21 protein-coding genes are annotated in these 23,765 nt (G+C 69.0%); 5 read left to right on the top strand and 16 right to left on the bottom strand.

The features are described 5' to 3' along the window. Nucleotides 1-41: 41 nt before the first annotated feature. Together KF889_10995 and KF889_11000 are read right to left on the bottom strand one after the other, a co-directional pair. Entirely contained in the window at nucleotides 42-494 is a 453-nt protein-coding gene (locus KF889_10995; GenBank protein ID MBX3499962.1) for a cyclic nucleotide-binding domain-containing protein, read from the bottom strand. 18 nt (nucleotides 495-512) lie between these two features. After that, on the bottom strand, nucleotides 513-3,227 hold the full coding sequence (locus KF889_11000; protein ID MBX3499963.1) for an ATP-binding cassette domain-containing protein: 2,715 nt from the start codon (nucleotides 3,225-3,227) through the stop codon (nucleotides 513-515). 133 nt (nucleotides 3,228-3,360) lie between these two features. Here KF889_11000 and KF889_11005 point away from each other — a divergent pair, with 133 nt between their 5' ends. The 3 genes from KF889_11005 to KF889_11015 are packed head-to-tail and all read left to right on the top strand — an operon-like array spanning nucleotide 3,361 to nucleotide 6,152. Continuing rightward, nucleotides 3,361-4,395: a GTP-binding protein gene (locus KF889_11005; protein ID MBX3499964.1), complete on the top strand. Its 1,035-nt coding sequence runs from the start codon at nucleotides 3,361-3,363 to the stop codon at nucleotides 4,393-4,395. Then, on the top strand, nucleotides 4,392-5,414 hold the full coding sequence (locus KF889_11010) for a WD40 repeat domain-containing protein (protein MBX3499965.1): 1,023 nt from the start codon (nucleotides 4,392-4,394) through the stop codon (nucleotides 5,412-5,414). Before KF889_11005 ends, KF889_11010 begins: the two co-directional genes overlap by 4 nt. Before the next feature lie 15 nt (nucleotides 5,415-5,429). After that, entirely contained in the window at nucleotides 5,430-6,152 is a 723-nt protein-coding gene (locus KF889_11015; GenBank protein MBX3499966.1) for a sulfite exporter TauE/SafE family protein, read from the top strand. Between the two features lie 4 nt (nucleotides 6,153-6,156). Here KF889_11015 and KF889_11020 read toward each other — a convergent pair whose 3' ends face one another. From KF889_11020 to KF889_11035, 4 genes are all read right to left on the bottom strand, one after another. Next, nucleotides 6,157-6,825, bottom strand: a complete 669-nt coding sequence (locus tag KF889_11020) for a DUF1028 domain-containing protein (protein ID MBX3499967.1) — start codon at nucleotides 6,823-6,825, stop codon at nucleotides 6,157-6,159. Between the two features lie 37 nt (nucleotides 6,826-6,862). Continuing rightward, nucleotides 6,863-8,077, bottom strand: coding sequence for a Bcr/CflA family multidrug efflux MFS transporter (locus KF889_11025; GenBank protein MBX3499968.1), 1,215 nt, complete (start codon nucleotides 8,075-8,077; stop codon nucleotides 6,863-6,865). A 122-nt stretch (nucleotides 8,078-8,199) separates the two neighbouring features. After that, nucleotides 8,200-8,352, bottom strand: a complete 153-nt coding sequence (locus tag KF889_11030) for a DUF1127 domain-containing protein (GenBank protein ID MBX3499969.1) — start codon at nucleotides 8,350-8,352, stop codon at nucleotides 8,200-8,202. A gap of 92 nt (nucleotides 8,353-8,444) precedes the next feature. Then, nucleotides 8,445-8,663, bottom strand: coding sequence for a hypothetical protein (locus KF889_11035; GenBank protein ID MBX3499970.1), 219 nt, complete (start codon nucleotides 8,661-8,663; stop codon nucleotides 8,445-8,447). 231 nt (nucleotides 8,664-8,894) lie between these two features. Here KF889_11035 and KF889_11040 point away from each other — a divergent pair, with 231 nt between their 5' ends. After that, nucleotides 8,895-9,668 carry an SDR family oxidoreductase gene (locus KF889_11040; GenBank protein MBX3499971.1) on the top strand — a complete coding sequence of 258 codons (774 nt, stop codon included), beginning with the start codon at nucleotides 8,895-8,897 and terminating at the stop codon, nucleotides 9,666-9,668. Here the strand turns inward: KF889_11040 and KF889_11045 are convergent. The 6 genes from KF889_11045 to KF889_11070 form a co-directional block, all read right to left on the bottom strand. Then, on the bottom strand, nucleotides 9,609-12,314 hold the full coding sequence (locus KF889_11045) for a bifunctional acetate--CoA ligase family protein/GNAT family N-acetyltransferase (protein MBX3499972.1): 2,706 nt from the start codon (nucleotides 12,312-12,314) through the stop codon (nucleotides 9,609-9,611). The two genes, KF889_11040 and KF889_11045, sit on opposite strands and share 60 nt — an antisense overlap. Further along, nucleotides 12,311-13,717, bottom strand: coding sequence for an MFS transporter (locus KF889_11050; GenBank protein ID MBX3499973.1), 1,407 nt, complete (start codon nucleotides 13,715-13,717; stop codon nucleotides 12,311-12,313). The genes KF889_11045 and KF889_11050 overlap by 4 nt, the downstream gene beginning before the upstream one ends. A gap of 175 nt (nucleotides 13,718-13,892) precedes the next feature. Further along, nucleotides 13,893-14,873, bottom strand: a complete 981-nt coding sequence (locus KF889_11055) for an adenosine kinase (protein ID MBX3499974.1) — start codon at nucleotides 14,871-14,873, stop codon at nucleotides 13,893-13,895. A 182-nt stretch (nucleotides 14,874-15,055) separates the two neighbouring features. Beyond that, nucleotides 15,056-16,756 (bottom strand): glycosyltransferase family 4 protein, encoded by a 1,701-nt coding sequence (locus KF889_11060; GenBank protein MBX3499975.1) that lies wholly within the window; start codon nucleotides 16,754-16,756, stop codon nucleotides 15,056-15,058. Nucleotides 16,757-16,973: 217 nt separating this feature from the next. Beyond that, entirely contained in the window at nucleotides 16,974-18,194 is a 1,221-nt protein-coding gene (locus KF889_11065) for a cytochrome P450 (GenBank protein MBX3499976.1), read from the bottom strand. 25 nt (nucleotides 18,195-18,219) lie between these two features. Continuing rightward, on the bottom strand, nucleotides 18,220-19,272 hold the full coding sequence (locus KF889_11070; protein ID MBX3499977.1) for an aryldialkylphosphatase: 1,053 nt from the start codon (nucleotides 19,270-19,272) through the stop codon (nucleotides 18,220-18,222). A gap of 109 nt (nucleotides 19,273-19,381) precedes the next feature. On the opposite strand from KF889_11070, the gene KF889_11075 reads away from it, so the two are divergent. Beyond that, nucleotides 19,382-19,840: a DUF1203 domain-containing protein gene (locus KF889_11075; protein MBX3499978.1), complete on the top strand. Its 459-nt coding sequence runs from the start codon at nucleotides 19,382-19,384 to the stop codon at nucleotides 19,838-19,840. 113 nt (nucleotides 19,841-19,953) lie between these two features. Here KF889_11075 and KF889_11080 read toward each other — a convergent pair whose 3' ends face one another. From KF889_11080 to KF889_11095, 4 genes are all read right to left on the bottom strand, one after another. Then, the gene (locus KF889_11080; protein MBX3499979.1) at nucleotides 19,954-20,622 is read right to left on the bottom strand and encodes a nitroreductase; all 669 of its coding nucleotides are present in this window, start codon (nucleotides 20,620-20,622) and stop codon (nucleotides 19,954-19,956) included. 587 nt (nucleotides 20,623-21,209) lie between these two features. After that, nucleotides 21,210-22,352, bottom strand: a complete 1,143-nt coding sequence (locus tag KF889_11085; protein ID MBX3499980.1) for a S9 family peptidase — start codon at nucleotides 22,350-22,352, stop codon at nucleotides 21,210-21,212. Nucleotides 22,353-22,425: 73 nt separating this feature from the next. Then, complete coding sequence (locus KF889_11090) at nucleotides 22,426-22,719, bottom strand: hypothetical protein (GenBank protein MBX3499981.1); 294 nt, start codon at nucleotides 22,717-22,719, stop codon at nucleotides 22,426-22,428. Between the two features lie 3 nt (nucleotides 22,720-22,722). Continuing rightward, nucleotides 22,723-23,715 (bottom strand): NADP-dependent oxidoreductase, encoded by a 993-nt coding sequence (locus KF889_11095; protein ID MBX3499982.1) that lies wholly within the window; start codon nucleotides 23,713-23,715, stop codon nucleotides 22,723-22,725. Between the last annotated feature and the right edge of the window lie 50 nt (nucleotides 23,716-23,765).

The following is a 23,765-nucleotide window of genomic DNA, read 5'->3' on the forward strand; positions in this document are numbered from 1 at the left end:
TCCTGATGATGGGTCGGCGGGACGCCGGCGGTCCCGGGGAATCATGCGGCCCTGGCCCTCATGGCGCTGAGCTGGCGGTTGGTGTCGTCGAGGCGATGGGCGAGCTCGCGCATCATCTCCACGGCCATGGTCGGGATCTCGGTGACCATGCGGAAGAACTGCTCCTTGGTGATCTTCAGCGCCGTCAGCGTCTCGCGCACGGTGACGGTGGCGGTGCGCGGCACATCGAGCAGGATCGCCATCTCGCCGACGAAGCCGTTCTTCTCCAGCTCCGCCACCTTGAGCGGACCCGAGGGTGTTTCGATGATGACGTCGGCGGTGCCGCCGAGCACGACATACATCGCATCGCCCATGTCGCCCTGCCGACACAGATCCTGGCCGGGCGAGAAGGTCAGGCGTTCGCTGGTGAAGGCCAGCAGCTTGAGCTTGTTGGGCTCGAGCTTGGAGAACAGCGGTACGCCCTTCAGCAACTCGACTTCCTCGTGGATGCTCATGGTTCGTCCCCTGTGCAATCACCCGGCCGCCAGAAGGTCGGTAAAGGTCTTGTCGTTCGACAGCTCCGACGGCACGCCGCGTGCCGTCATGCGCCCACCCTGCATGACGATCACCTCGTCGAATTGTTCCGCCTGCGCGGTGCGGCTGAGCGTCCACAGCACGCCGCGCTCGCCGCGGGCGGCCAGGATCTTGTCCAGCAGGCGTTGCTGCGTTGCGGCATCGAGCACCGCCGTGGGCTCGTTGAGCACCAGCAGGTCAGGTCGCTTCACCAGGGCGCGGGCGATGCCGACCTTCTGGCGCTGGCCGGCCGACAGGCGCTTGCCGGCGACGCCGACATTGTAGTCGAGCCCGACCTGGACGACGGCGTGGCGCATCTGCAGGCCGTCGAGCACCTCGGTGATCAGGTCGCCGACGCGATCGGCGCCCTGCGCCTGGCCATAGACCAGACGGCCGAACAGGATGTTGTCCTGCAGGGTGGCGGCGCCGTTGTAGCGCTCCTTGTCGTAGAACTCGATGGCGCTCGCGTATTCCGCCGGCAGCCCGCTGGCGAAGGCGTGACGGGCGGCGAGCAGGCGCTCCTCCATTGCCTCGTCGATCAGGCCGAGGCGATGGCGCGCCTCGATATAGCGGAACGGCAGCGAGCGCAGGCGCGTGCGCTCGTCAGCCGACAGGTCGCCAACGGTGCGGCCGCTGAGCCGGGTGATCAGGGCACGGAACTCCGGGAGTTCCTCGGCCGTGAGGAAGCTGAACTGCTCGAAGAAGGGATGTCCGGCCGGCAGGTCGGCGAACAGCTCGACCATGGTCCTGGCGATCTCGACGCCCATCTCGGCCAGCGGCGTGGCGAGATCGAGCTCGTTCAGCACGCGCCGCATGTAGGGATTGGCGGTGATGTTCTCGGGGTCGAAGGTGCGGCCCATCGGCGTGCCGAACAGCACGTTCTCGGCCACCGACATGTTGCGGTTGTAGCGGTTGCGGTCGAACGGCTCGACCAGGCCGGCAAAGGCGGAGTCCTCCAGCTGCTTGTGCAGCTCGCGGCGCGCCTCGAGAATCGCCGACACCACCGCGGGTCGCGCCGCCGGGTCGATCGTGCCGCGCAGGCCGTAGCGGTAGACGTCGCCTTCGAGCTCGACGACGCGCAGCGCCTCGATGATGCGCTGGTCGATGTTGTCCGGGCCGCTGGCGCCGGCGGCCTCGTAGTCGACCCAGTCGGCGGCGACGTCGAGTGGAGGGTTGCCGGCGCGCTTCGCCTCGCGCTCCTCGATCTCGCGATGCTTGGCGGCGTCGCCATTGTAGGCCGCCGGCCCGCGCGGCCGGAACTTCAGGGCATAGAGGATGTTGTCGCGGATCGTCACCGGCAGCAGGTAGACGTCCTGGCCGACATAGGAAAGGCGGGCTCCGGCCGTGGCCTCGGGCAGTGTCGAAAGCTCCTTGCCGCCAATCGCCACCCCGCCGCCCGTTGGCCACACCACCCGGGCTACGACCTGGGCCAGAGCCTCCTTGCCGCCGCCGGGGCCGCCGACCACGGCGACCTTGCGGCCGAGGGGGAAGCTCAGCGTCACGCCGTCGAGGGCGCGCGCGCCGCCCTCCTCGGCGACGACCACGCCGTTGAGCCTGACCTCGCCGCCGAGCGCCGGCGCGGCCGCGTCGGGCATGGTCTGCAGGTCGGGCGGCAGCATGCCTTCGGGCTCGAACTGCTCGATCACCTGCTCGTAGCGCTGCTGCATCTCCTGGCGCTGCTGGTCCCAGTCGATCAGCTCCTTCACCGGGCCGGGCAGGTCCTTGTAGGCGAGCAGCACACCGACCACGGCGCCGACCTGCATGTCGCCGAACAGCACGAAATAGCCGCCGATCAGGTAGATCAGGAACGGCGTCGTCTGCGCCAGCAGGTTGTTGAGGAACTTGGCCGTGAACTTGCGCTGGAACAGCTCGAAGCGGATGTGGAAGATCCGCCCCAGCCGGTCGACGATGTCGGCCCGCTCGTAGTTCGAGGCGGCATGCACATGCACTTCCTGCACGCCGTCCACGGTTTCGGCGACGCGCCCCGAGAACTGGCGCGCGGTGATCTGCCGCTGCTTGGCCAGCGCGACGATCCTGCGCCGCAGCTTCGGGATGACGAAGGCCTGCACCGCCAGGATGGAAATCACGATCACGCCCAGCCAGATGTTCTGGAGCATGATGAACAGCAGGGCGGTGATGGCCTGGCCGCCGAGAAAGGCGGGCTGCACATAGGCGTCGCCGATGAAACCGCCCAGCGGCTCGATCTCGTTGTTGATCATGCCCGCCAGCTCGGCCTGCTTGACCTTGCGGAAATGGGCCGGTGGGAAGAGCAGGATGCGGTCGTAGAGCTGGTAGCGCAGGCGGCGCAGCATGCGCTCGCCCATGCGACCTTTCTGGGTGTTGATGGTCTTCTTGAACAGCCCGTTGATGGTGACCATCACCAGGAACAGGCAGCTCATGCCCACCAGGTAGGGCCATTGCGCCAGGGACAGACCGTCGAACAGCCGGATCGAGCCGGCATCCGAGATGAAGGACGGAATCGGCAGGTCGATGCGCAGGAAGGGCACGGTCTGGACGTTCCGGAACGCCTTGCCCTCGATGCCGTCGTTGACGATGGTCTTGGGGATGTTGAGCGAGGCGAAGTAGAAGACTTGCGCCAGGATGACCAGGCCCAGGATGATGAGCTGCTCACTCCTGCTGTTGCGCCAGACGTACTTGAAAAGGTTGCTGTCCATGCCCCTGCCGCGGTGACTCCCGTCCCCGGCCGTCAGCTTACCCCGATTCGGCGGCGTCCGCGAAAGGGGATCGCGTCTTTACGGGACCGGCGGCCAACGCTATCTCGTGGTCGACCTCCCTGGAGAGTTTCCGATGTCCCAAGTCCCCGTCACCGTGCTGACCGGCTATCTCGGCGCCGGCAAGACCACCCTGCTCAACCGCATCCTCACCGAGAACCACGGCCGCAAGTACGCCGTGGTGATCAACGAGTTCGGCGAGCTGGGCATCGACAACGACATCGTCGTCGGCACCGACGAGGAAATCTTCGAGATGAACAACGGCTGCATCTGCTGCACGGTGCGCGGCGATCTGATCCGCGTCATCGGCGGGCTGATGAAGCGGCCGGGCACGCTCGACGGCATCATCGTCGAGACCACTGGGCTGGCCGATCCCGGTCCGGTGGCGCAGACCTTCTTCCAGGACGACGAGGTGCGCAACCGCACGCGCCTGGACGCCATCGTTACCGTGATCGACGCGCGTCACTTCCTGCTGCATGTCGACGACGGCGCCGAGGCGCGCGAGCAGGCGGCCTTCGCCGACGTGATCCTGCTCAACAAGACCGACCTGGTGAGCCCGCAAGAGCTGGTCCGGGTCGAGTCGCGTCTGCGCCAGATCAACCCCTACGCCCGGCTGCACCGCACGCAGAAGAGCGCCGTGGCGCTGGCCGAGATCCTCGACCGCCACGCCTTCGATCTGAAGCGCATCCTCGAGATCGAGCCGGACTTCCTCGAAGCCGGCCATGATCATCTGCACGATCACGACCACGAGCATTGCGATGATCCCACGCACGACCATCACCACCATCACGATCACGGGCACGACCATCTCGAGAATATCGGCAGCGTGTCGCTGACCAGCGACAAGCCGATCGATGACCAGAAGTTCCAGCGCTGGATCTCGACCATCCTGCGCGAGTTCGGCACCGAGATCTTCCGCAGCAAGGGCATCCTCGACATATCGGGCGCGCCGAAGAAGTACGTCTTCCAGGGCGTGCACATGATGATGGATGGCGACTGGGGCAATCCCTGGAAGGACGGCGAGAAGCGCATGAGCAAGCTGGTCTTCATCGGCCGCAAGCTCGATGCCGAGCAGCTCAGGCGCGGCTTCGCGGCTTGCGCCACGCGATGAGCGCACCGGGGTTCGCGCAGCAGCTGCCGCCGCGCCGGCGCTTCGAGACCGGCGCCTGGGTCAGCGGTCTTGCCTATGATCGTGCAGGCCGAGTGCTGGGCGTGGCCGGCGGTGATGGCCGTGTCTGGTGTATCGACGTCACCAACGACGCACCGCCGTCGCCACCGGAGCCGGCGCACAAGGGCGTGGCGCTCTCGATCGTCGAGAATCCGTCGGGCGATGGCTTTATCAGCGGAGGCGACGACGGCCGGCTGCTGCGCCACGGCGACACGGCGCGCGAGCTCGAGTTCTTCAAGGGAGGTTGGCTCGAGAGGCTGGCCGCGCACGCCAAGACCGCCACGCTCGCCGTCGCCGCTGGCAAGGAAATCATCGTGCACGGCGCGGGCGGCCGGCGCGTGCTGGGGCCGCACCCCAGCACCGTGGCCGACATCGATTTCAGCCCCGACGGTTCGCGCCTGGTGGCCGCGCATTACGGCGGCGTCACCATCCACGTGCTCAAACCGGCGGACGCCGCGCCGCGCTCGCTGCAATGGAAGGGCTCGCACGTCGCCGTGCGCTACAGTCCGGATTCCAGGTTCATCGCCACGGGCACGCAGGATAACGCGCTGCATGTCTGGCGCCTGGCGACCGGGCGCGACATGCAGATGTCGGGCTACCCGGTCAAGGTCAAGCAGCTCGCCTGGTCGCACGATTCGCGCTTCCTGTTCGGCACCGCCACCAGCCTGTTCACCGGCTGGTCCTTCGCCGGCAAGGGCCCGGAAGGCAAGCCGCCGATCCAGTTCGGCGACGAGGGCGCCGGCATCATGACGGCGATCGCCGGCCACCCCGCCGATTCCTTCATCGCCGCCGGCTTCGACACCGGCGAGGTGCAGCTGGGCGACAGCAAGACGCGGCGCAGCGCGGTGATCAAGCTGGCCGGTGACGGCCAGGTCAGCGCGCTCGCCTGGTCGCCGGGCGGCTGGAGCCTGGCCGTGGGCACCGATCAGGGCGTTGTCGAGATGATCGACCTCAGGCGCTGATCGGTGGTTGGCACGCTGGAGCTGCTCTTCGTGCTGGCGGTCGGACTGGTCGCCGGCACGGTGAGCGGCATCGTCGGCACCGGCGCTTCCATCGTGCTGATCCCGATTCTGGTGGCGCAGTACGGCCCGCAGCAGGCGGTGCCGATCATGGCCATCGCCTCGCTGATGGGTAACGTCGCCAAGGTCATGGCGTGGTGGCGCGAGACCGACTGGAGGGCGACTGCCGTCTATGCGCTGACCGGCATCCCGGCCGCTGCGCTGGGCGCGCGCACGCTGCTGGTGCTGCCGGCGCAGATCGTCGATGCGGTGCTGGGCGCTTTCTTCATCCTGATGATTCCGGGACGGCGCTGGCTGGCGGCGCGCGACTTCAGGCTCAGGCTCTGGCATCTGGCGGTCATCGGCGCGGCGATCGGCTTTCTCACCGGCATCGTCGCCTCGACCGGCCCGCTCAACGTCGCGGCGATGTCCGCCTACGGCCTGGTCAAGGGCGCGTTCATCGCCACCGAGGCGGCGACCTCGATCTTCGTCTTCCTCAGCAAGGTCGTGACCTTCCGGTACTCGGGCGCGCTGCCGATGGAGGCGATCGTCAACGGCCTGATCATCGGCGCCTCGCTCATGGTCGGCGCCTTCGTCGCCAGGCGATTCGTGCTCGGCATGGGGCCCGAGACGTTCCGCCGGCTGATCGACGGCGTGATGCTGATCGCCGGCATCTCGCTGCTGTGGATGGCGTTCCGCTGAAGCGCTACGGCTTCCATTCGTGCCATGGCGGCACGCGCGGGTCGCGCTGGCGCTGGACGTAGTAGGGGACGTAGGGGCGATAGGCCCCGAAGACGCGGCGCAGCTCGCCCACCGGCTCCTCGTGCTGGTCGACGCGCAGGTCGACGCGCGCGAAGCGGTCCTGGTCGTAGACCAGGATCGCCGCCGACACCTGCCCGCCGATCTGACCGCCGGCATCGCGACCTGCCTCCAGCGCCAGCATCAGGCGATCCTCGAAGGGCTGGTCGGAGACAGCGAGAAAGCGTGCCTTCATGGCATCGATGGTCTCGCGTCCCGGCAGCACGTTGCCCAGCACCACGAGGTTGTCGCTGGCGTCGTGGCCGGCCCACGCCGCCGCCTCGCTGCCGGTGCGCACGGCGATGGCGCCGTCGTCGTCGATGACCGCGAGCTGGCGGTACTCGGGCCAGGAATCGTTGCGCACGACGGCGTCGAGCGTCGCCTGCGCCTTGTGACCGGCGGCGAGCTGGCGCATGGCGAAGTGGCCCAGCCGCGCATCGGCCTTGGCCATGATCGCCACCACGCCCAGCCGCGCGGCGGCGAAGGGCACGCGCGCGCCGACCGCGAAGGAGCGCGTCGCGGTGGCGATGCCCAGCATGCGCGTGGCGGGACAGCGGGCGAGTATGGAGAAGGTCATGCGTTGCTCCCGGCCGGTCGCCGGAAGTATCGCGCCCTCACTCGCGCACGAGCAACCGGTGCGCGGCGAAGCAGAGCAGGCCGCCCAGGCCCATGAACACGGTCATGGGCAGCACGCTGCCGTTCATCAGCAGGCCGACGAGCGCGCCGAACAGCGAGCCGCAGCCGAACTGCACCACGCCCAGCAGCGAGGCGGCGGCGCCGGCCATGTGGGGATAGCGCTGCAGCGCGCAGGCCGTCGAGTTGGGTGCGACGAAGGCCATGCCCGAGATCATGCCCATCGACAGGAGGGGGATCGGGACCCAGCCCAGCGCGCCGGTGCGCGATTCGATCAGGCCATAGGCGATCAGCAGCACGCCGGCGATCGCCGGCAGCCAGCAGGCGCGGCGCAGCATGACGTCGGCGCCGATGCGGCGCGTCAGCCGGCTGTTGATGGTGGCGGCGGCGGTCATCGCCAGCACCGAGGAGCCGAACACCAGCGCGTAGGTCGTTGGCGCGAGCTGGTAGATCTCGATCAGCACGAAGGAGGAGGTCGAGATGAACGAGAACATGGCGCCGAACAGGAAACCCGTGGTCAGCGCGTAGCCCATATAGGTGCGCGTGCTCAAGAGTTCGCCGAAGCGGCGCATGATGCCGCCGAAGTTCAGCGGTCCGCGCAGCTCCGGTCGCAGCGTTTCGCTCAGCTTCAGGCTCGCGGCCAGCAGCGCCGCGGCGCCGAACAGCGCCAGCGTCAGGAAGATCGCGCGCCAGCCGAGCAACTCCATCACCACGCTGCCGATCAGCGGCGCCAGCATCGGCGCCATGCTGACCGAGGCCATGAGGATCGACATCACCTGCGCCGCGCGGTCGCGCTCGGCGAGGTCGCGCACCATGGTGCGCGCCATGACCGGCGCGGCGCAGGCGCTCAGGCCCTGCACGGCGCGCAGCGCGATCAGCTGCTGCGCGTTGTCGGCGAGCGCGCACAGCGCGCTGGAGACGATGTAGAGCACGACGCCGGCGATCAGCACCGGCTTGCGGCCATAGTGGTCGCCCAGCGGCCCGTAGAAGATCTGGCCGAAGCCGAAGGCCAGCATGAAGGCCGAGAGGCTGAGCTGGATCTCGGCGGCGCTGGCCTGGAAATCGCCGCGGATGGTCGGGAACGCCGGCAGGTACATGTCGATCGACATCGGCGTGAACGCTGTCAGCATCGCCAGCACGGCGATCAGCCCGGGAGTCAGACGACGATCGGCGATCGCTGGGGCAGGCGCGGGCAAGTCGCTGTCTCGCGGCATGACGGGACCCGGGGTTTAGCGGCTTGGAGACGCGAAAGACAGACGGACGCGCGGCATTGCTGCCGCGCGTGCCTTGGCGGTTTCAGATGGGAAACGGGGCGGCGTCACGCGCGCCAGAACGGCTTGTCCATCTCGTAGCGGATGTCGGCCTCGGTGACGCCGAGATCGGCGATGTCGCGCTGGGTCATGCGCGCCAGGAGCGCGCGCTCGATCGAGCGCCGACGCCACAGGCGCAACGTGCCGAGCAGGCCGGCCAGCGGCGAGGCCGAGGCCTGCCGCCGGGCGACGCTGCCCAGGAATGAGTCGGTGGTGGCAGCCATGGTACTGGTCCTCGTGTCGAACGCCGATGTCAGCGCGTGGCCGCGTCGGGCGTCTTGGCGAAGGCGGCGGCCGCGGCCGCGACGCGCGCGCGCAAGCCGCGCACGGCAAGGCCGATCAGCCGGTTCATCTCCCTGGCGCGCATGGCGTGGGCATGGGCGCGCAGCGCGGTCAAATCCTCGGGCGAGCGGACCAGGCTGCCATCGGCGATCCGCTTCTGGATGTCAGCGTAAAGCTTGTCAGGGTGCATACTAACCTCCAACCAGGTTAGAGCGCCCCTCCCATTGATTCTCGGCGTCTTCGGCCGTTGTTGAGGACTATATAGGTCAGCCATCTTGCCTGATCAGCGATAATGCTGCATCGCACCAATGCATAGACGTCATGATGTGTGTTTCGTTTGCATGACTGGCCAACGGCTGGGCACCAGTTGATCGTTCGGTGCGCGTCCCCGATCATGGCCGCCACTCACGGGGAGGATGCGATGGATCTCAGGCTGACCGGCAAATCGGTCCTGATCACGGGCGGCTCGAAGGGCATCGGCTATGCCTGCGCCGAGTCCTTCGCCGCCGAGGGCTGCAACCTCCACCTGGCGGCGCGCAGCCGGCAGAACCTCGAGGAAGCGCGCAACAGGCTGCGCCAGCGCTTCAACGTCTCGGTCGACCTGCACGCCGTCGACCTGGCCGACGGCGATGCCGCGCGCGGCCTGGTCAAGGGCTGCGCCGACGTCGACATCCTGGTGAACAACGCCGGCGCGATCCCGCGCGGCGACGTCGAGAGCATCGACGAGGCGAAGTGGCGCGAGGTCTGGAACCTCAAGGTCTTCGGCTACATCAACATGACGCGTGCGATGCTCACCGAGATGAAGGCCCGCAAGCGCGGCGTGATCGTCAACGTCATCGGCCTGGCCGGCGAGATGCCGAACTACGACTATGCCGCCGGCAGCATGGGCAACGCCTCGCTGATGATGTTCACCCGCACGGTGGGATCCAGGAGCATCGAGCACGGCGTGCGCGTGGTGGCGATCAACCCGCCGGCGACGCGCACCGACCGCTTGGTGACCCTGATGCGCTCGCAGGCGCAGAAGGAGCTGGGCAGCCCCGACCGCTGGCCGGAGCTGACCCGGCATCTGCCGCTGGGCCGGCCGTGCGAGCCGCAGGAGATCGCCGATCTCGCGGTCTTCCTCGCCTCGGACCGCTCAGCCTACACCAGCGGCGTCGTCTTCACCGTCGATGGCGGGCTCGCCGCCCGGCACTGAGTCGCCGAGGTCGAGCATGACACGCACCACGGTGGGATCGTCGGCGACGCCGGCGATCACGAAGCCCAGGCGCCGGCTGAAGTCCAGCATGGCGTCGTTCTCGCGCAGCACCAGGCCCTCGAGCCGCGCCAGGCCGCGCTGGCGCGCATAGCCGATGATGCGCGCCATCAGCAGGCGGCCCAGGCCGCTGCCCTTCAGGTCGCTGCGCACGATGATGGCGAACTCGGCGCCGACATTGTCGGGATCGGCCGACAGGCGCACCACGCCCCAGATCTCGCCCTCGCCGCCCAACGCGACGAAGGCCATCTGCCGGTCGTAGTCGATCTGCGTCAGCCGCGCGGCCAGCTCGTGCGTCAGATGCGCCAGCGGCGCGAAGAAGCGCATGCGGATGTCTTCGCGGTCGAGCCGTCGGCCAAAGGTCTGCAGGGCGCCTTCATCCTCCGGACGGATCGGTCGCAGGAGAAAGGCGCGCTCGCCCCGCAGCGTCTCTCGTCGCTCCAGCCCGCGCGGGTAGGGGCGGATGGCCAGCGCGCGCGCCGGAGCATCCTCGGTCCGCAGGCGGATGCGGGCATCCAGCGCCACGACGCCGTGCGCATCGACGAGAAGAGGGTTGATCTCCAGCTCGGCGATCGCCGGCAGCTCGGCGGCGATCTGCGCCACCTTGATCAGGCTGAGCGCGATGGCGTCGATCGCCGCCGCCGGCTGCTGGCCGTAGCCCTGCAGCAGCCGCCAGACGCGCGTGCCCTCGATCATGTCGCGCGCCAGCTTCATGTTGAGCGGCGGCAAGCCCAGCGCGTGGTCGGCCAGCCGCTCGACCGCGGTGCCGCCATGGCCGAACAGCACGACCGGTCCGAAGGTGCGGTCCTCGGCCAGGCCGACGATGAGTTCCCAGGCACCGCGCCGCTCGACCATGCGCTGGACCGAGAAGCCCTCGATGCGCGCGCCGGGCCGCAGGCGCGCGACCCGTGCCAGCATGTCGGAGGCGGCGCGGAACACCTGGCCCTCGTCGTGCAGGTCCAGCACGACGCCGCCGACCTCGGACTTGCTGACGATGTCCGGCGACAGGATCTTCAGCGCCACCGGCGCACCGATGCGCATGGCGGCGCCGACCGCCTCCTCGGGGCTGCGCGCGACGATGGTGTCGACCACCGGGATGGCGCAGGCGTCGAGCACCTCCTTGGCCTCGGCTTCGCTCAGCGCGTCGCGCCCCTGCGCGCGCGCGGCGGCGATGACGGCGCGCGCCGCTTCGATGTCGAGGGCGAACTCCTCGGGCTGCGATGGCGGCGTCTCCATCAGCGCCACGCGGTTGCGCCGCCACGTCACCAGATCCATGAAGCCGCGCACGGCCTGGCGCGGCGTCTCGTAGGTCGGCAGGTTGGCCGCGAGCAGCACCTTGCGTGCCTCGACCTGGGCGTCGGCGCCGACCCAGCTGGTCAGCACCGGCTTGCGCGTGCGCGAAGCGGCGGTGGCGACAGCGCGCGCCGAGTCCTCGCCCGGCGTCACCGCCGTCGGGCAGTTCAGCACCAGCGCGGCATCGACGCCGGGATCGTCCAGCAATGCGTCGAGGGCATGCTCGTAGTGCTCGGCCGGCGCGTCGCCCAGGATGTCGACCGGGTTGCCGCGCGACCAGGTGGGCGGCAGGCGCACCTCGAGCTTCGCCAGCGTCTCCGGCGCCAGCTCGGCCAGCCGACCCTTGGTCTCGATCAGCGCATCGGCGGCCAGCACACCCAGCCCGCCGCCATTGGTGAGGATCGCCAGCCGGTCGCCGAACAGCGGCCGGCTCGAGGCCAGGCTGGCGGTGGCCTCGAACAGCCCGTCGAGATCCTCGACGCGCAGCATGCCGGCGCGGCGGAAGGCGGCGTCGTAGACCGCGTCAGCACCGGCCAGCGCGCCGACATGGGCGTGCGCCGCGCGCGCCGCCGCCTCGCTGCGCCCGGCCTTGAGCACGATCACCGGCTTCGACCGCGCCGCGGCGCGCGCCGCCGACATGAACTTGCGCGCGCTGGTGATCGATTCGACGTGCAGCAGGATGGCGCTGGTGGCGCCGTCGAGCGCCAGCCAGTCGAGCATGTCGCCGAAATCGACGTCGCACATCTCGCCGAGCGACACGACATGGCTGAAGCCGATGTTGCGCGCGCTGGCCCAGTCGATTGCCGCCGTGATCACCGCGCCGGACTGGCTGACGAAGCCGAGCCCGCCCTTGAGCGCCGAACGATGCGCGAACGTGGCGTTGAGCCCCAGCGCCGGCACCATGATGCCCAGGCAGTTCGGACCGACGATGCGCATCGTCGTCGGTCGAGCGATCTCCAGCGCCGCGCCGCGCGTGGTCTCGTCGAGGCCGGCCGTGATGACCACGGCGGCGCGCGTGCCGCGTGCGGCGAGCGCGGCGATCGAGGGCGCGACCTGGGCCGCCGGGACGCAGAGAATCGCCAGGTCGGGCGCTGAAGGCAGCGCCTTGATGTTCTTCAGCGTCGGATGACCGTCGCTCGGTTGGCCGTTGCGGTTGACCAGCCAGAGAGGCCCGTTGAATCCGCCGGCATGCAGGTTGCGCGCGATCAGGGCGCCGACCGCCGAAGGGCGCGAGCTGGCGCCGATCAGGGCGACGGATTTCGGGCTGAACAGGGCCTCGAAGTTGCGGATGGTCATCCCGCCGGCTCCGGCTTCATGGTGCGGCGCGCCAGCCAGATCGACAGGATCACCGCCGGCAGGCCGACCAGCGTCGTGTAGATGAAGAACACGACATAGCCTTCGTGCTTGGGCGTCACGGACAGCGCCAGCAGCAGATCGCCGATCAGCGGCACCTTGCGGCTGTTGGCTTCGGCCCAGTCGACGATCGCGCCCGACCAGCCGCCGAGGAACTTGCCGGGCAGCAGCATCAGCGAGGTGAACAGCGCGTACTGCGTGGCGGTATAGGCGGTGTTGGTCAGACCCGAGAGGTAGGCGATGAACACCGAGCCGGAGATGCCGGTGACGAAATTGTCAGCCGAGATCGTCGCCGCCAGCAGCCACAGATCGGGCGTGCCGCGCCCCGCCAGCAGGGCGAAGAGCAGGTTGGTGAGCGGCAGCAGCAGCGCCATCCAGATCAGCGGTGCGCGCACGCCGTAGCGCGCCACGATCACGCCGCCGGCCAGCGCGCCCAGCACCGACAGCCAGAAGCCGTAGAGCTTGGTGACCGAGGCGATGTCGGCCTTGGAGAATCCCATGTCGATGTAGAAGGGATTGGCCATCACCCCCAGGGTGATGTCGCTGATGCGGAACAGGGCGATGAAGGCGAGGATCGCCAGGCCGAGCCAGCCCATGCGCTGGAAGTAGTCGGCGAACGGGCCGATCACCGCCGTCATCAGCCAGGCGCCGACACGCGACAGCGGATCGGCGGATGCATCGAGCAGGGGCTTCTCCGCCGCCGCCGGTCGCGGCGGCTCGCGGATCAGCAGGGTTGCGGCGGCGCCGACCAGCCCGAGCGCGGCCATCGCGAGATAGGCGGTGGTCCAATCGTAGATCTCGGCGGCGTAGAGCGCGCCGGCGCCCGCCGAGAGGATGGCGATGCGATAGCCCAGTTGATAGGCGCCGGCGGTCGGCCCCTGCAGCTCGGGGCCGGTGGCCTCGATGCGCCAGGCGTCGACGGCGATGTCCTGCGTCGCCGAGGCGAATGCCACGATCACCGCTGTGATCACCAGCGGCTGCAGCTCGCTGCGCGGATCGAACTGGGCCATCGCCAGCAGGCCGGCGATGATGATGGCCTGCGCCAGCAGCATCCAGGCGCGGCGCCGCCCCAGCAGCCTGGTCAGCAGCGGCAGGCTCAGGCGATCGACCAGCGGTGCCCAGGCGAACTTGAAGGCGTAGGCCAGCGCCACCCACGAGATGAACCCGATCGTCGTGCGATCGACACCGGTCTCGCGCAGCCTTGCGGAGAGCGTGCCGAAGACCAGCAGCAGCGGCAGGCCACTGGAAAAGCCGAGGAACAGCGCGGCGCGCACGACGCCGTGGCGATACGACAGGATCGCTTCGATCCACCCTGGCCGGCGCGCTGTCGCGGCTTCATCGGCCATGGCATGGCCTATCCATCTTTCCTTCTCCCCGCGTATGCGGGGAGAAGGTGCCCGAAGGGCGGATGAGGGGCTTGTTGCTCGGTCGCGAAGCCCCTCATCCGCCTCGCTGACGCTCGGCACCTTCTCCCCGCCTTCGCGGGGAGAAGGGAAGAGCGCCATGGGCGGCCTATCATCGTCAGATCAGGGTCTTCAGCGGAACCAGCGGACGCGCGCCGACATGGCTGATCACCTCCGCGGCGGCGATGCCGCCGATGCGTGCGCACTCCGCCAGCGGCTTGTTGCGCGTGTAGCCATAGAGAAAGCCGGCGGCGTAGAGGTCGCCGGCGCCGGTGGTGTCGACCACCTTCTCGACCTTCGCCGCGTCGACGACGTGGATCTCGTCGTGGTGCACGATCACCGAGCCCCTCGCGCTGCGGGTCAGCGCCACGATCTTGCCGGTGGCGCGGGCGCGCTGCAGCGCCTCGTCGAAGGTCTTCACCTGGTACAGCGAGAGGATCTCGCTTTCGTTGGCGAACAGGATGTCGATCTGGTCGTGGATGAGCTGGTTGAACTCGTCGCGCCAGCGATCGACGCAGAAGGCGTCCGAGAGCGTGATCGAGACCTTGCGGCCGGCGGCGTGGGCGGCGGCGAAGGCCTTGCGCACCGCGTCCTTGGCGCGCGGCGGGTCCCACAGATAGCCCTCGACATAGGTCACGCTGGCGCCCGCGACCCGCTGCACGTCGATGTCCTCCGGCCCCAGCGTGATGCAGGCGCCGAGATAGGTGTTCATGGTGCGCTGCGCGTCGGGCGTGACGAAGATCAGCGAACGGGCCGTCGGCGGCCCCTCCGTTGCCGGCGGCGTGTCGAAGGTCACGCCCGCCTGGCGGATGTCGTGGCGGAAGGTCCAGCCCAACGCGTCGTCGCGCACCTTGCCGATATAGGCCGCCCTGCCGCCGAGCGAGGCGATTCCGGCCACCGTGTTGCCGCAGGAGCCGCCCTGCACCTCGACCGCGTCCTTCATCGTGCGGTACAGCGCCTCGGCGCGCGCCGTGTCGATCAGCGACATGCTGCCTTTGGCCATCTTGTTGAGCCGCAGGTACTCGTCGTCGGTCTGCGCGAAGACGTCGACGATGGCATTGCCGATGCCCAGCACGTCGTGGGTGGCGGAAGCGGTCATTGGGATTGTCTTGTCCGTGGGAGCAGAGGGGCGGGGCGGCTCAGTCTTAACTTACCTTCCCCCGGAGGGGGAAGGTGGCGCGGAGCGCCGGATGGGGGATGTCGAAGACCGACTCCTCAGTTCGTCTTCTACATCCCCCTTCCGCCCTTCGGGCACCTTCCCCCTCCGGGGGAAGGCAACTCTCAGCCGAGCGGCTCGGGCCGGTCGGGCACGGCGACGCGGTCGTCGATGAGGATCAGGCCGGCCTTGGCGAGCAGCGCGAGCGTCCGGATGGCGCTGTCGCGCCGGCCGCGCTCGACGGTTTCGAGCAGCTCGCCGACCGAGGCGCCGGGCGTTGTCGCAACCGCCGTGCGCAAACGCTCGGTCTCGGCCGCCGGCAGGAAGTGCCCGCGGCCGCCCGAGAGCAGCGGCGAGGCCAGGGTGCGGCGCCATGTCTCGGCGTCCTCGCTGACCGCGCGCACGCGCGAGCGCGCGCCGAAGACGTAGGTCGGGTAGTGACCGAACAGGCGGAACGGGTCGGGATGCAGCGGATTGCCCGCGCGCGCCGCCGCCGGGGCCATCGCTCGACGTTCGGCGAGCTCGCCCCACAGCGCGCGATAGAGGCCGTAGATTCGCGACCAGCCGAAGGTCTCCTGCGCCCGGCGCCGCCCGGCCTCGCCCATGCGCCGGCGCAGATCGGCGTTGCCGATCAGCGAGACATAGGCGTCCTCGGCCTTCGCGGCATCGACCGCGACATTGAGCGCGGCGGCGCCGACATAGGAGTCGTAGCTGTCCAGACCGCCGAAATGGCGATAGGCCATGACGCCGCCGAAGCCCGGCGGGGTCATGGTCGTGGGCACGAGGAAGCCGTCGATGCCCTCGCGCACCGTCTCGCGATAGCCGTCCCAGTCGGCGACCACCACCGGCAGGCCGGCGGCCATCGCCTCGATCGGCGCCAGGCCGAAGGTCTCCTGGATGTTGTCGACCAGCGACGTGAAGAGATCGCCCACCGCCCAGATCTCGGCGCGCACTTCGGGGTCGCGGCCATCGAGGAAGTGGCAGCGCACCGAGGGACAGAATATCGCCGCGCCTTCCCTGAAGCCGCGCTCGATGAAATCGGAGCCGAACCAGCCGGCCTGCACGAGATGGACGGATCTGCCGGTGCGTTTCGCGGCGGCCTCCAGCGCCTGGTACATCGGCAACGGGTTGGCCTTGGCGTGGAACGCCAGCCGGCCGACGAACAACGCCACGATGTCGTCGTCGCCGGCGCCGATCTCGCGGCGTCGCCGGACGCGGGCCTCGCGCATCGCCGGCGTGGTGGTGTCGAAGGCATCCGGGTGCACGCCCAGCGGGATCACCGGCAATTGCAGGCGGGCGTTCGCCGGGATCGTCGCGCCGAAGCGCTCCGAGAGGTAGGCGGCGTTCTCCTCGACGATGCGCTCGACGACGCGGCGCACGGCATGCGAGGTGCAGATCACCGCGTCCCATTCCTCGTAGGGCGCGGTGATGTACTGGGCAAGCGCGCGCTGCGCGCCGACCGAGGACAGCGTGTGCGTCACGCCGCTCAGCGAGTAGGCGCGCGCATCGCCGAAGCGACGCGTCCAGGCCTCGTCGTGCAGCACCGGATCGGGCCGGAACAGGCAGCCGGCCCGAGCCAGGCCCTGCGCGTCGCCGTGCCGGATCAGGCGGTACGCGCGCTCGCCGACAGCGGGCGCTTCGGCCTCGACCAGCTTGCGGAAGCTGTCGACGTCCTCCTGGCGCGCGGCATAGACCGAGAGCTCGGTCGAGGGATCGTGACGTGCCAGCGCGCGCAGGAAGGCGTCGCTGGCGACCTGGCGCCCCATCATCCGCTTGTAGGGATCGAACTCTTCCGCGCGGTAGTAGATCGCGGCGCTCGCCGTCATGCGCGCAGGGCTGTTGGTTGTGGGTCTTCCCTTCTCCCCGCGCAGGCGGGGAGAAGGTGGCGCGAAGCGCCGGATGAGGGGCTTCGCGGACTCTCGACGACGATCGCCGATGGTGTTGCGCCAGGAAGCCCCTCATCCGCCTCGCTGACGCTCGGCACCTTCTCCCCGCCTGCGCGGGGAGAAGGAATGTGTCCGACGCTACATTGAACAACCCGGCTCATGCGCCGAGCATCAGGGAGGTGGGGCCGCGCAGGACGAAGTTGGTCTTCCACCGCACCTGGTCGTCGGCCAGCGCGAGGTCGCGATAGCGCCGCAGCAGCGCCGGCAGCGCGACCTCGACCTCGAGCCGTGCCAGCGGCGCGCCGAGGCAGAAATGGATGCCGTAGCCGAAGGCGATGTGGCGCGAGGCGTCCTTGCGCCTGATGTCGAAGCGGTCCGGCCCGTCGAAGACGCGGGGATCGCGGTTGGCCGAGAGGTGGTAGAGGAAGACGCGCTGGCCGGCCTCGATCGACCTTCCGTGCCACTCGAAGGATTGCAGCGCCACGCGCATGCTCATGAACAGCGCGCCGTCGTGGCGCAGCATCTCCTCGACCGTGTTGCGCACCAGGTCGCGGTCGTCGAGGTTGGCGCGCAGGTCGGCCAGCATGTCGGGGTTGCGCAGCAGCGTGCGCAGGCCGTTGGACAGCAGGTTGGTCGTGGTCTCGTGGCCGGCGAAGAGGAACAGGATCAGGTTGGCCACCAGCTCGTCGTTGCTCAACCGGTCCTTGCCGTCGCGCGCGTCGATCAGGGCGTCGATGATGGCATTGCCCGGGTTCTCGCGGCGACGCGCCAGGAAGTCCTGCAGATAGGCGCCCATCTCGCTGGTGGCGACGGCGGCGCGGCGGAACAGATCCTCACCGGTGCCGGCGGTCGAGGTGGCGAAGCCGTCGGACCAGCGCTTCAGATCATCGAGAATGGTCTCGGGCACGCCGATCAGCTCGGCGATCACCCGCGCCGGCAGCGGATAGGCGAAGGCCGGCACGAAGTCGAAGGTGCCGTGGGCCGGCATCGCCGCCAGCAGCTCCTCGACGAAGGCGTCGACGCGCGGGCGCAGGCCTTCGATGGCGCTGGGTGTGAAGCCGCGATTGACCAGGCCGCGCAGGCGGGTGTGATCGGGCGGGTCGCGGAACAGCATGAAGGGATCGAGCAGGCGCCGATAGTCGGCGAAGACCTCGCGGAAGCCGGGCTCGAAGACGCCGGGATCGGGCATGGCGCGGCCCGGCGTCATGCGCGGATCGTGCAGGCCGGCGCGCACGTCGTCGTAACGCGTCACCAGCCACGCCTTGTAGCGCGGCGACCAGTGCACGCGATCGCGCTCCTGCAGGTCGCGCAGCGCCGGCAGCGGATCAGGCAGGCGCGACACCGTGCCGGGATCGAAAGTCTTCTCCGCCATCATCATCGCGCGTGTCCTCCCGGCCGCGATCCTACACGAATGTCAGCAACCGTCGCGGGTTGTCGACCAGGATGGCGTCGATCTCGGCATCCGAATAGCCGCGCTTGCGCATCATCGGCACGACGTTGCGGAAGATGTGGCCGTAGCCATGGCCGCCGAAGGTGGTCAGCCGCGTGCGGTAGCAGATGTCGTGGCTGATCACGACGCGCTCGAGATGGCCGCGCTCGATCAGCGCGCGGATCAGCTTCAGGCGCGTCGCATCGTTGGGCATGTCGATGTCCGACAGGCCATAGTACGCGGCCTCCTGGCCGAACAGGTCGAACTCGATGGTGACGCCGGTATCGGCCAGCCTCAGCAGGCGCTCGACGTCGAACACGGTGCGATCGATGTGGCTGATGACGATGCGGGTCGGATCGCCGCCATTGGCCACGACGAAGTCCGCGACTTCCTGCGGCTGGTCCTCGTGCCGGCCGGGATGGACGTTGATCGAGGCGCCGGTCTCCTTCTGGGCGATCAGCGCCGCGCTCATCACGCGCTTCTCCAGCCCGGTCCATGGCGACTGGCAGCCGATCTCGCCGATCATGCCGGCGCGCACCTCGGTGCCCCAGGCGCCGACCTGCACCTGGTCGACGATCTCGCGCGCGAAATCGTCGACCGACCGGCCCTGATTGCGCGGGTCCTGGTAGTCGTTCACGTAGTAGCCGCAGCCCATGACGATGCTGACGCCGGTGCCCGCGGCGATGCGCGCTAGGCCCCTCGGATCGGGGCTCAAGCCGCCGCAGGTCAGCTCGACGATGGCGTCGCCGCCCTCGCGCTTCATCGCCTCGACCTCGCGCACGGCGACGTCCTCGAGGTCGAGCATGTACTTGCGGCCGGCGCGCGCGATGCCGTGGCCGTAGTTGAGCTGCCAGACATTCTCCAGCGTGATCTCCGGCCCGAGATCGTTCTCGTTGCGCGTCGAAGGCGGGCGGATGTCACACAGCACGTGCTCGTGCATCAGCGTGCGGCCGAGCCTCTCGGGCGCGATCGGGCCGAGCACGGTCTGGACCTTGCCGCCGAGGTCGGAACGGGTGAGACGGGTCATGGATGCTCCTTCGTGCCGCCATCATGCCCGATCAATTCGGCGCCGCGACACGGATATCGCGTGCCTCACGCGAACCTCATGTTCGCGCCGTTGACCACGAGGTGACGCCATGAGCTTCCGCATCCAGGGCCTGCCGGCCGAGAGTTTCACCCACCTGTTCGCGATGTCCGACGCGGAGCTTTCGGCGCACGCCGCGGTGCGGCGCGTCGCCGACAACGGCAGCCCGTGCCGGGTCAGCCTGACCGACGCGACGCCGGGCGAGGAGGTGATCCTCGTCAACTACGAGCACCACGCCGTCGACTCGCCCTATCGCATGCGCTTCGCGATCTTCGTGCGGGCGGGCGAAACCACGTTCGACGAGGTCGACACGGTGCCGCAGCAGCTGCGCGGCCGCATGCTCGCCGTCCGTGCCTTCGACAGCAACGGCATGATGGTCGGCTTCGAGCTGTCCAAGGGCACGGCCGTCGAGACGGCGATCGAGCGACTGCTCGCCAACCAGGCCGCGTCCTACCTGCACATCCACTTCGCCGCGCCCGGCTGCTACGCCGCGAAGGTGGTGCGGGCATGAGGGTGATCCGTGACCTGTCATCCCGAGCGCAGCGAGGGATTCAGGAAGGCGACTGGATCGCTCGCTGCGCTCGGGATGACAGAAGTGTCGTGTCGTGTCTGCGATTGCGCGCGCTACGCGCGATGCCAGGCGACGAAGTCCTCGAGCGGGGCGCGCTCGGTGACCAGGTTGTTGGGCACGGCGTTCTCGTCGGCGTGGCCGATCGCCAGGCCGCAGATGACGATCTCGTTGTCGGGGATCTTCAGCTCGCGGCGGATCGCGGGGTGATGGTTGGCGAAGGCGGCCTGCGGGCAGGTGTGCAGGCCTTCCTCGCGCGCCATCAGCATGAGGTTGGCGAGGAAGGCGCCGCAGTCGAGCCACTGGCCCTGACCGTGGGCGCGATCGACGGTCATGATCAGGCCGACCGGGGCATCGAAGAACACATAGTTGCGCCGGTGCTGGCGCGCCATGCCCTCGGCATCGCCCTTGGGGATGTTGAGCATGCCGTACAGCGCCTTGCCGACCGCGACCTGCCGGCCGCGATAGGGCTCGGGGATCGGCCGCTTGTAGACGTGATACTCCGGCCCCGGCGATTCGCCCGCCTCCAGCGCGGCCAGCACCGCCGCGCTCAGCCGCTGGCGCGCCGCGCCCATGGTCACATAGAGCCGCCAGGGCTGCAGGTTGACGTTCGACGCGGCGCGCTTCGATACCTCGATGATGCGGCGGATGGTGTCCTCCGGCACCGGGTCGGGCTTGAAGATGCGCATCGAGCGGCGCGAGAGGATGGCGTCGGAGACCTTCATGACTGCTGTCCTGCGAACGGATGGCGATGGATGGACCGCATCTTGCCCGCCACCTCCTGAGCGGCAAGCATCCGGACCGCGTCATTCCGGGATGCGGAGCAGGGGGCGATCTGCTGTCGCGCATCCAGTGCGCCGTGCGGCCGCCGTTCGTCGTGACGCTAGTGCCGTTTGTGCCGTTTGTGCCGTTACGTCGCCCTCTTTTACTTTTGAGGGGGAGGGGACCGGCCGCGCCGTGCAGGCGCAGCGGGGTACCGGCGGTCGGAGTTCGGCGCCGTCTCAGCCAGTAAATCGCCGGGCGGTACCGTCCCTAACGGCACTATCGTCATCCATCGTCACTCATGCGCGCTCCTTTCTCGGTTCGCGCCCAGCAAGCCACGAAAGCCGTGTCCCGTCGATTTCCACCTCTACGGTTGTCGAAAAGGGCGGTTTGATGCCCATGGCACAAGGTTTTTTTGCCATCCTTACGGATGTCGGATCGAGATCCGGCCGCGTTGAATCTCCGCCGTCATCCCGAGCGCAGTGAGGAATCCAGGGAGTGCGCCTGGATCCCTCGCTGCGCCTGGGATGACAGGTGTCCGGATCGTCCTCTAGCGCCGCACCAGGCTCTGTCTGAGGAACGCGAACAGCCGCTGGCGCGCGATGGTGTTCTCGCGCATCGAGAAGAAGTGGCTGGCCCCTGAGACGATCAGCAGCTCGGCCTCCTTCCCCAGGCCGCGCAGGGTCTCGGTCATGCGCAGGCTCTGGTCGAGCGGCACGTTCTCGTCCCTGTCGCCGTGCATCATCAGCACCGGCACGTCGATCTCGTTGGCATGGTTGATCGGCGAGCGCGCCGCCAGCCCCTCGGCGTCGGCGAGGTCGTCGAGATAGGGCCGCACGAAGGGATTGGCCTCGTACCAGCCCGGCAGGTCGGTGGGCGGGAAGAGCGCGGCGACGCAGCGGATCGCCGGCCGGCGCGCCGCCGCCAGGAGCGCCACCTGGCCGCCCATCGAGGCGCCGATCAGGCCGATGCGGCCGGGATCGACCGAGGGCAGGCGGCGCAGCCAGTCGATGGCGGCGATGACGTCGTCGACCTGGCGGCCGCCCTGGTCGTTGTCGCCGTCGGAGCCCAGCCAGCCACGCAGCGACAGCGACAGCACCTTGTAGCCGGAATTCGCCGCCAGCTCGGCGAGATGCCGGTCGGTCCAGGCGTTGCGGCCGAAGCCGTGCAGCAGCAGCAGCGCCGGATGCGGCGGCTGGCCGGCCTCGGGCTTGTAGAGATAGCCGCCGAGCATCACGCCATCGCCCGGCAGGCGCACATGCTCGACGCCCTCGATCTCGGGCAGGTCCTGCCAGCGATGGGCGATCTCGAAGCGCGTGCCGTCGGGGCAGCGGAAGGCGAAGCCGTAGTGGCCGGGCGCGGTGTAGGGCTGCTCGGCCGGCGGCTGGGTGATCTCCGCGCCGATGCCCTGCAGGTGCACGTGCAGCGCATCGACCTGGGCGCGGTCCTGGGCGGCCAGCGCCAGGATCGCGCCGCCGGTGGCGGCATCGACCGCCGCCTCGCGCAGCATCAGATGCTGGTCGCGTCGCGCCCACAGCACGCGATCGGCGTCGGCGCCGATGCGCATGAAGCCCAGCAGCGGCAGCCAGCGGCGATGGAACGCCGTCGAGGCGGCGAGGTCGGCGACCTCGATGGTGGCGCCGATGAACGACGCCGGCGGCCGCGCGAAGGGGGAAGAGCTCGGATTGGCCATGTCAGCCGTTGGCGGCCGGCCGGCCGCGAGGGCAGTGAATCACCACACAAACATGGCGTCAAATCGGCGAACCTCAAGGCTGCGGGAATTTGTCGGCGGGTATGAGAGAGGCCGTGTACTGGTGCCTCCCGCCGCAGGAGTACTTCACGCGCTGCGGATTGGCCTCGTGCTGGCGGACCTCCAGCAGGGCGTTGCCGCCCATGTTCGCGACCACGATGTCCTCGGGCCCGAGATGCCGCGACACCAGGCAGCGGAGCGAAGCAATGATCCCGTCGTCCGTGAACCGCTCCTGCTCGATGCCGCACTGGAAGATGACCTGGTTGTCCTCGTAGCCGGTAATGAACCAGTACAGCTGCTCACTTGCCATCGACTACACCCTCACCAGCAGCTTGCCGCGGTTGCGGCCCTGGAACAGCTCGGCCAGCGCCTTGGGCGCGTTCTCGAAGCCCTCGACGATGTCCTCGGCCGCCTTGATCCGGCCGGCGGCGAGCCAGCCCGCCAGCTCGGCCACGGCCTTGTCGTGCTGGTCGGCGAAATCCATGACGATGAAGCCTTCCATGCGCAGGCGCTTGACCACCAGCAGGCCCGGCACCGCCGCCGGACCCGGCTCGGGCTTCTCGGCGTTGTATTGCGAGAGGTTGCCGCAGCACACCACGCGGCCCTTCAGGTTCATCAGGAACAGCGCGACGTTCAGCACCTCGCCGCCGGTATTGTCGAAATAGACGTCGACGCCGTCGGGGCAGGCCTCGCGCAACGCGCGCCGGACATTGCCGGCCTTGTAGTCGACCGCCGCGTCGAAGCCGAGCTCGCGCGTCAGCCAGGCGCATTTCTCCGGCCCGCCGGCGGTGCCGACGACGCGGCAGCCTTTGATCCTGGCGATCTGGCCGACGATCGAGCCCACCGCGCCGGCCGCCGCCGAGACCAGCACGGTCTCGCCGGCCCTGGGCTGCCCGACATCGAGCAGGCCGTGATAGGCGGTGAGCCCGGTGACACCGAGCACGCCCATCAGGTGCTCGGGCTTGTGCCGGCGATCGCGCCTGGTCAGGTCCGCCGCCTTCATCACCGCGTGGTCCTGCCAGCCGATCATGCCGTCGACCAGGTCGCCCTTGGCGAAGCCCTCGGCCTTCGACTCCAGCACCTCGCCCATGGCGAAGCCGTGCATCATCTCGCCCGGCAGCACCGGCGCCTTGTAGGTCGGCGTCGGCGCCATCCAGGCGCGGTTGGCCGGGTCGAGCGACAGCAAAGTCGTGCGCACCAGCACCTCGCCAGCGCCCGGCGTCGGCATCGGCACCGTGCGCATCTCGAAATGCTGCGGACCGACCATGCCCGAGGGGCGCTCCTTGAGGATCCATTGCCGGTTCATGTCATGCCTCCCAAGCAAGTCTCTTGCCTTCCCCCGGAGGGGGAAGGTGG

Source organism: Alphaproteobacteria bacterium (assembly GCA_019635875.1).
Taxonomy (GTDB): Bacteria; Pseudomonadota; Alphaproteobacteria; order Reyranellales; family Reyranellaceae; genus JAFAZJ01.

Coding starts and splice junctions, on each gene's coding strand:
- KF889_10995 (MBX3499962.1), bottom strand. CDS start 494: ATGAGCATCCACGAGGAAGTCGAGTTGCTGAAGGGCGTACCGCTGTTC.
- KF889_11005 (MBX3499964.1), top strand. CDS start 3,361: ATGTCCCAAGTCCCCGTCACCGTGCTGACCGGCTATCTCGGCGCCGGC.
- KF889_11080 (MBX3499979.1), bottom strand. CDS start 20,622: ATGAAGGTCTCCGACGCCATCCTCTCGCGCCGCTCGATGCGCATCTTC.
- KF889_11090 (MBX3499981.1), bottom strand. CDS start 22,719: ATGGCAAGTGAGCAGCTGTACTGGTTCATTACCGGCTACGAGGACAAC.
- KF889_11050 (MBX3499973.1), bottom strand. CDS start 13,717: ATGGCCGATGAAGCCGCGACAGCGCGCCGGCCAGGGTGGATCGAAGCG.
- KF889_11045 (MBX3499972.1), bottom strand. CDS start 12,314: ATGACCATCCGCAACTTCGAGGCCCTGTTCAGCCCGAAATCCGTCGCC.
- KF889_11055 (MBX3499974.1), bottom strand. CDS start 14,873: ATGACCGCTTCCGCCACCCACGACGTGCTGGGCATCGGCAATGCCATC.
- KF889_11040 (MBX3499971.1), top strand. CDS start 8,895: ATGGATCTCAGGCTGACCGGCAAATCGGTCCTGATCACGGGCGGCTCG.
- KF889_11010 (MBX3499965.1), top strand. CDS start 4,392: ATGAGCGCACCGGGGTTCGCGCAGCAGCTGCCGCCGCGCCGGCGCTTC.
- KF889_11085 (MBX3499980.1), bottom strand. CDS start 22,352: ATGGCCAATCCGAGCTCTTCCCCCTTCGCGCGGCCGCCGGCGTCGTTC.
- KF889_11020 (MBX3499967.1), bottom strand. CDS start 6,825: ATGACCTTCTCCATACTCGCCCGCTGTCCCGCCACGCGCATGCTGGGC.
- KF889_11070 (MBX3499977.1), bottom strand. CDS start 19,272: ATGACCCGTCTCACCCGTTCCGACCTCGGCGGCAAGGTCCAGACCGTG.
- KF889_11075 (MBX3499978.1), top strand. CDS start 19,382: ATGAGCTTCCGCATCCAGGGCCTGCCGGCCGAGAGTTTCACCCACCTG.
- KF889_11035 (MBX3499970.1), bottom strand. CDS start 8,663: ATGCACCCTGACAAGCTTTACGCTGACATCCAGAAGCGGATCGCCGAT.
- KF889_11065 (MBX3499976.1), bottom strand. CDS start 18,194: ATGATGATGGCGGAGAAGACTTTCGATCCCGGCACGGTGTCGCGCCTG.
- KF889_11095 (MBX3499982.1), bottom strand. CDS start 23,715: ATGAACCGGCAATGGATCCTCAAGGAGCGCCCCTCGGGCATGGTCGGT.
- KF889_11060 (MBX3499975.1), bottom strand. CDS start 16,756: ATGACGGCGAGCGCCGCGATCTACTACCGCGCGGAAGAGTTCGATCCC.
- KF889_11000 (MBX3499963.1), bottom strand. CDS start 3,227: ATGGACAGCAACCTTTTCAAGTACGTCTGGCGCAACAGCAGGAGTGAG.